Below are 11,125 nucleotides of genomic sequence, written 5' to 3' on the forward strand. Positions count from 1 at the left end.
GACATCCCAGGGCCGCAACCGACTGTCCCTGACGCTCCTGCCCCAGACACGTCCCCGACCTTCCATCTCCTTCAGGATACTGTCTGCCATGCCTCAATGCAACTTCATTCTAATAACACAGCGTGCAGTGGACGCTGGGGATTCTGCGCACATCCCAGGCAGTTTACTACGCTTTATCATTTTTCCTGTTGGACGGCTTCGCCGTCCCCGCCCCAGCGCCGTGCTCCGCGAACGCAAACCGTTGGGCAACGGAATTTGGATATAACCATGCATTTGAAGTGTGCTTACTGAGCAAGAGGTGAAATATGCGTTATGTTGATATGCAGACTTGGTCTCGACGCAATCATTTCAGATTATTTAGTACTTTTAATCACCCCCACTTCAGTATGTGTGTCAACGTCGATGTAACAGCATTTTATCCATTTGTGAAGCGCAATGGATATTCGCTTACCGTATCCATGGTGTACGTCATATCTCGGGCTTCGAATGCGATTCCAGAATTCAGGCAACGCATACGAGGGGATCAAGTTGTTGAACACGAGATTGTGAACCCCGGTTTTTCAATATTGATTGACAAAGATATTTTCAGCTTTTGCGCCGTTGAGTATACGGAGGATTTTTCTGAGTTTGCAAGGAGAGCTGCAAAGAATATTGCGGATGTGAAAGCACATCGTGATCTAGCACAGAACCCCGAGAAGGATGATGTGTTGTACATGAGCCCCATACCTTGGGTGTCATTCACGAGCTTTAACCATCCAATGCAGTTGCACCCAGCGGATTCCATACCCCGCTTTGCCTGGGGAAAATACTTCAAGGAGAGCGACACATTGAAGATGCCACTAAGCGTACAAGGGCATCATGCTGTCATGGATGGAATCCACATGGGTAGATTTTATGAAAAGGTGCAGGATTACCTACATCACCCTGAAGTTGTGCTAGGTGCTGTGTAAGAGCGCTGCCCAACACAACACGCACCTGACTGGTAGGATTTGTCGCCATATTCAAGCAGTTTTAGGGGGCGCCTTCGGAGAGTCTCTTTTTGTGGCAGTACCGCACATCCCCAGAACCAGCAGAAAAGGGTCTACACAATCTGGAAACTCTGCGGATCTCTTTTGGTTTACTCCAACTCAGCGATCACATCGGAAACTGAATCCAACACATCACTGGCGAGGACAGATGCAGTTGTACCGAGGATTTCGGCAGCTAATAAGCCTGCTTGAGCATGGATGAATGCACCTGCGATGGCGGCCTCATAGGCATCCAATCCCTGGGCGCGGAGGCCGACAATTAAACCTGCCAACACATCACCTGTGCCGGCACGAGCGAGGGCGGGCGTGGCAACGGGAATAATGGTGGTATGCCCATCTGGCGAGGCAATGACAGTGAATGCGCCTTTCAGAATAACGACATGCCCCCATTCTTGAGCATACCTGCCTGCAATTTCTTCGCGGTGGCTTTGAATCTCTTCTTTTGATAAACCTGTCAACACAGACATTTCACCGGGGTGCGGAGTCAATACAGCAGGCGCAAACAGTTTCTTATGCCAATCTTTGATCTGAGAGAGATGGCGCAAGCCATCCGCGTCCACAACCATTGGAATTTTTATGGACGGAATCAAATTTTCAATGAATGCCCTGGTTGAAGGATTATCTCCAAGTCCGGGGCCAGCCAAAAGGGCAGTCGCACGCTCGATGTTTTGTAACACATCATCAGATGCGATGCCTGAAATGAATCCATCTTCATGGGGGAGCAAAAGCCAGATCGCCTCGGGCAGATGGCCGGCAAGTATGGTGTGTAGAGGCTCAGGCACGGCCATTGTCACGAGACCCGCACCAACACGGTATGCCGCCGTCCCAGCCAGCAGAGCTGCTCCTGTATAGGATGTGGAACCAGCCACAACGAAAGCCGTACCAAATGTCCCTTTGTGTGAGGCGGGTGCTCGTTCAGGCAAAAGCGCAGAAACCATATCCCAATCCGCAGCTTCGGTTTTGATCGCATTCCACGAATCCAAATTTTCTGGCAGGCCGATATCCACAACCTGCAAGTCACCGACCAATTCAAATGCAGGTAATTTCAAGAAGCCTTGTTTCACCGCCGCCATCGTGATCGTAAGGTCGGCGGGAATGGTTTCATTGGCGGCTTCGCCTGTATCGCAATCAATGCCAGAGGGACAATCCACAGCAACGACAAATATGGGCGGATCTATTTCAGATAAAATGGAATTTATTTTTTCAAGAACCTGTGCCGCCTCTTTCTTTAACGGGAGCTTGATCCCGGTCCCAAACATTCCATCCAGGAAGACATGGGACTGATCAAGAAAAGCATGGAGGTCTTCATCATTTTTATCACGCGCCGATTCAGATAGCTCGCCGCCCACTGATAAATAACGTGCGATAAGCTCATCATCATTTGGCTTACGGTTGACCAGATACGCATGTGTACGCCAGCCTGCTTCAGCCAGCCACGCAAGCGCCACTAGCGTATCGCCGCCATTGTTGCCCGCCCCCACCAAACCCGTGACCTCATCCCAGCCATGCTCCTGCCCCAACGCATGGACAAGCTCCGCCAGGCCGCGCCCGGCATTCTCCATCATCATGGCATAAGAAAGGCTTTTTGAGTCGGCCTCTTTTTCAATTGCACGCATTTGGGTAACGGTTACAAGTTTCATAGGATTAATTATCCACAAATCAATAAAGACGAACAGGGGTGATTTGTGTTTATCTTAAAAGATCATAAGGTAAACATCATTGAACAATAATTTTCATGAACTATTTGCCTGATATTGTTATACTACTTAAATGATACACTTGAAATAGCGAACATCCGTTCTGGCATACTATAATTCAAGAATGGCAACTTTTATGCGAAGTGTCGAGAGTTATCAAGAACGCTTAAACAACGTCCAGCTTTATATCAGTGAGCACATCAATGAGCCGCTTAATCGAAAAGTATTGGCGGCTGTGGCTGGATTCTCCATCCCCCACTTCCACCGTATCTTCACAACTCACATGGGTGAGAACATTTCCGATTATGTCCGTCGTGTACGTTTGGAACGCGCGGGCCGAAAGCTGCGGATGGGAGCAGTGGATATCACTGAAGTTGCACTGGCCGCTGGCTACGACACACATTCCGCCTTTAGCAAGGCATTCAAACAGCAATACGGCTTCACTCCCAGCGAGTTTCGCGAACTCGGTTGCCACGAAGCCACTCAAATTCTGAGGAAAGGATAAACACGAATGAAAATTAAACTAACCAGTGTCTCGATAGACGATTATGACAAAGCTTTAAAGTTTTACACAGAGGTCTTGGGGTTCGTGAAAAAGCACGATATGCCCCTTGGAGATGGAGCGCGTTGGATCACTGTAGTCTCGCCTCAGGAGCCAAATGGCACTGAGCTACTTCTTGAACCAAACGCTGATTATCCAGCCATGAAGGTGCTCAAAGAGTCACTTATGAAGGATGGAATCCCCTTTACCGCATTCCAGGTCGACGATATTCAAAAAGAATATGACAGGCTGAAAAAGCTGGGTGTTTTCTTTACGATGGAACCGACAAACATGGGAACGACAACCGTGGCTGTCTTCAACGACACCTGCGGCAATCTGATTCAGATTTATCAAATGACTGGCGCATAAGACAGCGATGGACAAAACCATCCAATTGATATCGAGCATATAAACATAACTCGCCGCGAATTAATATTTCGTGGGTGAGTTTTTTAAGACAAAAGGGACGCGGACGAACACTGATAAACGCGGATTCAAAAAAGAATCTGCGTATTCCGCGTTGATCCGCGTCCCATATTAGATTTGGGGTTTATTATATGTCTATCGTCAATTGTCTATGGTCAAGTATTTATCCCCACAAGTCTTTCGCTATATCTTCTAAACCCAATCCAAGCAATTTATCCCTGTTAGGTTTACCTGTTTCCAAATCCCAACCGCGAGCTTCGTAATAGGAAAAAAGCATTCCTTCAATATCAGGTGAAAAACCTTCGGAGCCGCCTTCCTTATATGGCTCAAGCAGCGCTTTCGGGAGTCGGTCATTGGCAGCCGTCAACTCCATACGGTTATTGATGGCACGTTTGATATTCCAACCACGTTCGCCTGATCTCATCATATCATCCAGAGTCCATTCGTAGCCGCAGGCCGCGTTGATAAGATTCACCTGCTCATTTGGGTCAATCGTTGCAAAGATGCACATAACGAACGCGTTGGAAACTGTGCGCCAATTTTGGTGTTTCGCGACGTTCGCTGCCTTTTCCGCTTGAGCGTGACGCTCAAAATATAGGATGCCAACTCGTTCTTCGATGTGCCCCAATTCCACCATGAAATAATCCGATTGGTTGTGACACGCCCCACGCGGACTGGTCGCATAAGACAGGGCCATCCCTGAAACCCCGCGAGGGTCATGATAGGCAACTTCGAGTCCATTCACTTGCACGGCTTCATCTTCCGCGCCAAACGCTGCGCCAAATTGCCGCGACCCACACGATAATAATCCGCCTATCCCTTCACGGCGCGCGATCATGTGAATCAATTGTCTCACCGCAGGCACATCCCCCCACTTCAACTCAAGTCCACCAGTATCCTGCCTCTTTAATTTTCCCAGTTCAAATAAATGAAAGGCCAGCCCAATCGTATTGGCTGTGCTGATCGTGTCCATACCATAGCGGTCACACAACTCGCCCAGGCGGGTAATTTCTGCCAAATCATCAATTAACAAATTCGGCCCAAACCCCGCAATCGTTTCCCATTCAGGCCCCTTGCGTTTCGCGCCATCATCCAACTTCACCACGCGTCCGCACGCGATCACGCATCCCTGGCAGGCGTGAGTCCCAACTAAAATAGATTCGGCCATCTTTGCGCCAGAGATATTATCCACATTTGGGAACGAACCCTGATGATAATATTTCGACGGCATCGAACCTATATACTCAAAAAAATTAGCTGTTCCACCTGTGCCTAGCTCGTGAAAGAATTTGGTTTCATTGCTCTGCCTGAGCATACGATTCGACTCTGAACGCAAAGCCACATATTGACCCTCGTGCTCGACCATGATTTTCTTCGTCCCGTGCACAGCAATGGCTTTTAGATTCTTTGCACCCATCACAGCGCCCAGACCCGTTCTACCTGCCATTCGTCCATGGTCACAGCAAATGGATGCGTACAAAACGCCACGCTCACCCGCCTCACCAATCACTGCGACTCGCGCGCCTTTGACTCCAATTTCTGCTTTGACAATTTCCTGCGACTGGTACACATCCTTGCCCCACACATTCGCCGCACTACGGACCTCGAACCTGCCTTCTTCGACCCAGACATACACCGGGCTTTGAGCTTTTCCTGTGATCCACAAGCCGTCATAGCCTGCCTTGCGGAGTTCAGGCCCCCAAAAGCCTCCAATGTTGGATTCGGCCCATAGTCCGGTGGCAGGCCCTTTTCCACAGATAACGAAGCGGCCTGTGGTTGGTCCATTCGTTCCGCTGAGTGGGCCATTAATAAAAAGCAAGGGAGATTCAGGTGAAAGCGGATCCAGTTCTTTCGTTAAATATGGGTATAAAATCCGCGCAGCGAGGGATGCGCCACCCAGAAAATCACGCTCCCATTCTTTTGGGATGATGAACTCTTCAGTTGTATTATCAGTGAGGTTAATTTTGAGGATTGGTTGCATACGTATTTCAAGCTATCGGGTTTACAAGTTGACAGGTTAAATTTAAAACTTGCAGACCTGACAACCCGCAACTCATTAGAGAATATCTGTTGTTACTTCCTGCGCCACGCGGACAAAATCCAGCACGGTGGGCACATTTCGCATCATATAGCCCATACTGCCGTTAACCTTCAGCTTCATGGTCATCATGGCGGTCATGGGATTCAACTTGCCTTGAAGAACGGCAGTGATATTGTTATAGGAAGCATTCAGGATAAAAGTGGGTCTTGGGTAGGCGGATGTATCAGGCTTGTATTCCACTTTTCGACACTTGCCATGCCACAAGTCCAGATAGAACGTGAGCGGTTCGGTCAAATTGCCTTCGGGTGTGATATTGAACAACAAATCCCCTTCCCAGTTTTTGGCGATATCCGCATAATGTTCATCTGTATTGAGTTTACTTTCCAATCCCTTCAGCCATTCTTCACTAGGAAAAGTTGCAGCCATACTCCTGCCTCCAGAAAATTTTAATAGCCAATTGTACCATTACGAAATATGTGATAAACATCCTTGCACAAATGGAAAAAATGGTCTATGCTTAATGCACGGGCTGGCATCCAGCCCGTGGCAATTAATAAATTGCCAAAAATTTTTTATATCTCTTGGAGGAGATTATGAAAAAACTTTTGACCTTGGCCAGCCTGCTTGTTGTGGCCTCCCTCGTACTTGCTGCCTGTGGTGGCGGAGCTGCAGGCGGTTCCGACTTGCTCGGTGCAATTCAGGAACGTGGATACATCCTCGTCTCCACCGACCCGAACTATGCACCTCAATCATTCCTCAGCACCGAAGCTCGCGCAACGGAAACAAAGTGCCCTGCTGACGCATTGACTGCTGTGGAAATGGACGGTTTTGATGCCGATGTAGCCAAGGAAATTGGCACACGCCTCGGTGTGGAGACCTGTTTCGCCACCCCAGATTGGGACATGGTCACGGCAGGGAGTTGGTCCAACAAGTGGGATATTAGCGTGGGCTCAATGACGATTAAACCTCCCCGCCCCGATACCTTTTTCTTCACTACTCCCTACTATGCTCCAAGCGGAGTTGTGGGTGTGCCTGCTGATTCTACATTGACGTCAGTCGAAGAATTAGCTGGACAAACCGTTTGTGTTGCCACCGCAACTACATATTTAGATTGGGTAAACGGCGCCCTCGATCTTAATCCTGATGATATTTTCGCACAGGCCCCCGCCGGTATTACGGTTGTTGAGTTACCGACCGACCAGGAATGCCCGCAAGCCCTTGAGGCTGGCCGCGAAGACTTCGTCGCCTATGTGACGTCAAAAACTGTCGTGGATGCGAACATTGCGGCAGGCATGGCAGTAAAACAACTCGGCGATGCCCTGTTCCTCGAAAAGAACGCAGTTGCATTCGATAAGGCATCCAGCCTCGATTCAGCAAGTGCAGTCGAAGCCATAGACAATATCGTCAAGGAAATGCATGGTGATGGTACATTGAGTGAATTGTCGATCAAATGGTTCGGTACAGACCTAACCCAGGGGCTCGTCCAATAAATTTCCACTAAAATAAAGGGAAACGGCCTTGGGCCGTTTCCCTTTATTTATTTCAAAAGGGAGTTCAGGATGAACATGTTTTCTTCAGCACAAAATCCGCCCAAATCTCAAGCTGAACTAATCTACGAGGCTCAAACTCGCAAAGAACGTCAATTTCGCTCCCATGTTGCTATTTCGTGGTTCATCCTACTTTTCATTCTGATCGTTCTGTTCAGTGGACAGAACATAACTATCGGGTCCAAAACTTTCAGCGCGATACAACTTAATACTGAATTCATTAGAAAGAACCTGCCTTTTATTGCGGGTGGATTGGGAGAAACGATCAAGATTTCCCTGATGTCCATAATGCTCGCAATTTTCCTTGCCTTGCTTGCAGCACTTGGAAGGCTTTCCACATTTCCACCCATCTATGCTCTCAGCACTTTTTATGTTTCGCTTATTCGTGGAACCCCACTTTATTTACAAATTTTCTTTTTCTTCCTTGCCTTACCGCAATTAGGTGTCGTTCTTTCGGGGCTCTTGTCCGGGGTGCTTGCCCTGGGTCTAAACTACGGGGCCTATATGTCTGAGATTTTCCGTGCAGGGTTAAGCTCGGTAGGGAAGGGCCAGCGCGAAGCCGCGATGGCAATTGGCATGACACCCAGCCAAACGATGCGGCGCGTGATCCTTCCACAAGCCTTACGCTTTGCCATACCACCAACAGGCAATGAATTCATTGCCATGACCAAAGATTCTGCGCTTGTCTCGGCTACCGGGTTCGCCCATGAATTAATGTGGCGCGCCACCAGGGTCGGTCGTGCAGAGTCAAATAATTTGGAAGCACTGATCATGGCGGCCATGTTTTACTGGATCATGACCATGATCCTCTCCTACCTGCAGGGCATTCTTGAAAGCCGCCTTTCCAAGGGGGACCGCTAGCATGGATAAAACACCAGGATTCGCGCCCATGCCCATAGTAAAAATAACTGATCTCGATAAATATTTCGGACGTCTGCACGTGCTGAAAAATATCAGCCTGGATGTGCCCGAAAGAGAGGTGGTCTGCCTAATTGGCCGCAGTGGATCAGGCAAAAGCACCTTATTGCGTTGCATTAATTTTCTTGAAGAACCTTCTCACGGAACCATTGAAGTTGATGGTATCAGAGTGGAAGGCGGCGAAAAAGGAAAGCATCACCGTCAATTGGTTCATGATGTCCGCTTGAAAACAGGTATGGTCTTTCAGGAATTCAATCTCTTCCCGCACATGACCGTGTTGGAAAACGTGATCGAGGGCCCGGTTATCGTAAAAGGCATGGATCGTCAAAAAGCCATTGCGCTCGCCGAGGAAAACCTAGATCGTGTTGGGTTGATATTCAAAAAAGATGAGTATCCCAACCGCCTCTCCGGCGGACAAAAACAACGTGTTGCCATCGCCCGTGCTCTCACTATGGAGCCGAGGGTTATGCTCTTTGACGAACCAACATCCGCGCTTGACCCTGAATTGATCGGCGAAGTATTAAACGTAATGAAAAAAGTTGCCATGGAAGGCATGACCATGATCGTAGTCACACACGAAATGGGTTTTGCCCGCGAAGTGGCAGACCGTGTTCTCGTAATGGCAGAAGGCGAATTAGTTGAAGACGGCAAACCGGAGCAAATCTTCAACGCCCCGAAAGACCCACGTACAGAGGCCCTCATCGTTCGTTATCGTACTGGCGGTAATTAATGGTTGTCGCCATCACCCGCAAGGTCAGTCCGCGCTTCAATGAGTGTGAGATCACTCACATTGACCGCACCCCAATTGACATCAACATTGCCCGCGCTCAACACCACGAATACATCCAGGCGCTTTCAAAGATTGGATGTCAGGTAATTGAATTACCGGAAGAAGCGGATTTACCCGACTCAGTCTTCGTAGAGGATACAGCTTTCATTTTGCCAGAAGTGGCGGTCATTACGCGGCCCGGAGCTGATTCTCGCAAACCTGAAACGGAATCCATCATCCGGGCCTTATCTCCCTATCGTCCACTGGCACACGTTTCTGCACCTGCCACAGTAGATGGTGGCGACGTGCTTGTGCTCGGAAAAAACATCTACATCGGTTTATCCACTCGTAGTACACCAGAGGCTGTCAACCAGTTACAAAACCTCTTGGATAATTATGGCTACAAAGTGACCGGCGTTGAATTAACCGACTGTCTGCATCTAAAAACGGCTGTCACTCGTGTGGATGACAAGACTTTGCTTATCAACAAAAACTGGGTCAACCCTTCACATTTTAAAGGTTACGATTTGATCGAGGTTGATCCATCCGAACCGTTTGCAGCCAACTGCCTGCCTGTGAAAGACATTATCATCTTCCCCACAACATTTCCAAAAACGCAGGAAAAACTTGAACAAAAAGGCTTCAAACTTGCAACCGTCAACGTTGATGAACTGGCAAAAGCAGAGGGAGCGGTTACTTGTTGCAGTTTAATTATAGAATGAGCAGGGGCTTGGGCAATGCGTCAGTGCAGAAACAATTTGAAAGTCGGGCATGAAGCGGAAAATAAAAATCCCCGAAATATTATTTACGGGGATTTCTTGTGCGCTGGAGAGGACTTGAACCTCCACGCCTTACGGCACACGCACCTCAAGCGTGCCTGTCTGCCAATTCCAGCACCAGCGCAAGAACAGGGCGTATTATAATCGGCTTGCTTTTCTTGTCAAGAACATAATACTACAGGAGAAATTACATGGCTCGAATCGCCGTAGATGCAATGGGTAGCGATACTTTTCCTACACCTGATGTAGAAGGTGCAGTTCTTGCAGCACGAGAATATGGAGTGGAAATCATTTTGGTTGGCGATGAAGCGCTGATTAAACCCCTGCTTGAATCCCAAAATACAAGCGGACTGAAGTTACGCATTGTCCATGCGCCAGAAATGCTGACCATGGAAGATAAAGGTGAAAACCTTGTCCTGAAAGCAAGAAGCAAGGATGCAAAGACTTCCATGGCGGTTGGCATTGACCTTGTCAAAAATGGTGAGGCCGACGCCTTCGTCAGCGCAGGGAACACAGGCGCAGGCATGGTGACAGCATTATTCAGGCTGGGACGCATTCGCGGCGTAGACCGCCCTGCCCTTGCACCGATCTTCCCTACCGCCACTGGAACTTGTGTGGTTCTTGATATTGGGGCAAACCCGGATTGCAAACCAGAGAATCTTTTACAGTTCGGCATCCTGGGAAGCATTTATGCCGAAAAAGTACGCGGCGTGAAAAGTCCCAAGGTGGGCCTGATATCCAACGCAGAAGAGGAAGGCAAAGGCAATGAGTTAGTGAAGGCCGCCTCCCCATTATTCAAAGCCTCCAAATTAAATTATTACGGTAACGTGGAAGGCAAAGAGGTGATCGGCGGAAAAGTGGATGTAGCTGTTACAGACGGCTTTACAGGAAACGTTATGCTCAAGTCTTCCGAGGCAGTCGCCAAACTGATCACGGATAAAATCCGCGAGATCATAAAGAATGGAAGCATTGTCACCAAGATCGGCGGTTTCCTGGTAAAACCAGCGCTCGGCGAGATCAAAAAATTACTTAACCCCAGTGAACAGGGCGCAGCCCCCATGCTGGGCGTCAACGGGCTCGTATTTATCGGCCATGGACGTTCAGATGCGTTTGCCATCAAGAACGCTGTCCGAGTGGCAAAACATGCCGTAGATGTAAAAGTATTAGACGCAATGAAATCTGCAATTGAAGAGAGTTTACGGAGTGCCGCATAAATACCTAAACCGGAATTATGTTTTTGCTCATAATTTCTTCTAACAGGTTTAGAAATCTATAGATAAGCGGCAAAAAACTAAATGAAAATAATTAAAAACGAAAAACTCATCAAACGAAATGGCATCATCGGCCAATGGACAAGTATTGGAGCCTTGATCATACTC

General features: G+C 48.4%; 12 protein-coding genes and 1 tRNA gene. 9 read left to right on the forward strand and 4 right to left on the reverse strand.

Translation table 11 applies throughout. From position 1 onward, the window contains the following. Together AC14M5_RS10245 and AC14M5_RS10250 are read left to right on the forward strand one after the other, a co-directional pair. Positions 1-265: hypothetical protein (locus AC14M5_RS10245; RefSeq protein WP_484029565.1), on the forward strand; the 265-nt coding region annotated here is incomplete at its 5' end. 40 nt (positions 266-305) lie between these two features. After that, positions 306-950, forward strand: a complete 645-nt coding sequence (locus AC14M5_RS10250) for a CatA-like O-acetyltransferase (RefSeq protein WP_484029566.1) — start codon at positions 306-308, stop codon at positions 948-950. Between the two features lie 167 nt (positions 951-1,117). Here the strand turns inward: AC14M5_RS10250 and AC14M5_RS10255 are convergent, their stop codons facing one another. Then, positions 1,118-2,668, reverse strand: a complete 1,551-nt coding sequence (locus AC14M5_RS10255) for an NAD(P)H-hydrate dehydratase (RefSeq protein ID WP_484029567.1) — start codon at positions 2,666-2,668, stop codon at positions 1,118-1,120. A 193-nt stretch (positions 2,669-2,861) separates the two neighbouring features. On the opposite strand from AC14M5_RS10255, the gene AC14M5_RS10260 reads away from it, so the two are divergent. Beyond that, on the forward strand, positions 2,862-3,230 hold the full coding sequence (locus AC14M5_RS10260; protein WP_484029568.1) for a helix-turn-helix domain-containing protein: 369 nt from the start codon (positions 2,862-2,864) through the stop codon (positions 3,228-3,230). A gap of 6 nt (positions 3,231-3,236) precedes the next feature. Further along, complete coding sequence (locus tag AC14M5_RS10265) at positions 3,237-3,635, forward strand: VOC family protein (protein WP_484029569.1); 399 nt, start codon at positions 3,237-3,239, stop codon at positions 3,633-3,635. 220 nt (positions 3,636-3,855) lie between these two features. Here the strand turns inward: AC14M5_RS10265 and AC14M5_RS10270 are convergent, their stop codons facing one another. Both AC14M5_RS10270 and AC14M5_RS10275 read right to left on the reverse strand, forming a co-directional pair. Then, complete coding sequence (locus AC14M5_RS10270) at positions 3,856-5,673, reverse strand: aldehyde ferredoxin oxidoreductase family protein (RefSeq protein WP_484029570.1); 1,818 nt, start codon at positions 5,671-5,673, stop codon at positions 3,856-3,858. Positions 5,674-5,748: 75 nt separating this feature from the next. Then, a complete protein-coding gene (locus AC14M5_RS10275) occupies positions 5,749-6,159 on the reverse strand; it encodes an SCP2 sterol-binding domain-containing protein (RefSeq protein ID WP_484029571.1) in 411 nt (136 codons plus the stop codon). Positions 6,160-6,326: 167 nt separating this feature from the next. Here AC14M5_RS10275 and AC14M5_RS10280 point away from each other — a divergent pair, with 167 nt between their 5' ends. From AC14M5_RS10280 to AC14M5_RS10295, 4 genes are all read left to right on the forward strand, one after another. Continuing rightward, the gene (locus tag AC14M5_RS10280) at positions 6,327-7,223 is read left to right on the forward strand and encodes a transporter substrate-binding domain-containing protein (RefSeq protein WP_484029572.1); all 897 of its coding nucleotides are present in this window, start codon (positions 6,327-6,329) and stop codon (positions 7,221-7,223) included. A gap of 69 nt (positions 7,224-7,292) precedes the next feature. Next, complete coding sequence (locus AC14M5_RS10285; protein ID WP_484029573.1) at positions 7,293-8,141, forward strand: amino acid ABC transporter permease; 849 nt, start codon at positions 7,293-7,295, stop codon at positions 8,139-8,141. 28 nt (positions 8,142-8,169) lie between these two features. Next, complete coding sequence (locus AC14M5_RS10290) at positions 8,170-8,928, forward strand: amino acid ABC transporter ATP-binding protein (protein WP_484029574.1); 759 nt, start codon at positions 8,170-8,172, stop codon at positions 8,926-8,928. After that, positions 8,928-9,689 (forward strand): dimethylarginine dimethylaminohydrolase family protein, encoded by a 762-nt coding sequence (locus tag AC14M5_RS10295; protein ID WP_484029575.1) that lies wholly within the window; start codon positions 8,928-8,930, stop codon positions 9,687-9,689. The genes AC14M5_RS10290 and AC14M5_RS10295 overlap by 1 nt, the downstream gene beginning before the upstream one ends. A gap of 99 nt (positions 9,690-9,788) precedes the next feature. Here the strand turns inward: AC14M5_RS10295 and AC14M5_RS10300 are convergent. Continuing rightward, positions 9,789-9,870: transfer RNA gene (locus AC14M5_RS10300), tRNA-Leu, on the reverse strand. A 67-nt stretch (positions 9,871-9,937) separates the two neighbouring features. Here AC14M5_RS10300 and plsX point away from each other — a divergent pair. After that, positions 9,938-10,960, forward strand: coding sequence for a phosphate acyltransferase PlsX (gene plsX, locus AC14M5_RS10305; RefSeq protein ID WP_484029576.1), 1,023 nt, complete (start codon positions 9,938-9,940; stop codon positions 10,958-10,960). The last annotated feature ends 165 nt before the right edge of the window (positions 10,961-11,125 follow it).

The organism is Candidatus Villigracilis sp., from assembly GCF_057083605.1.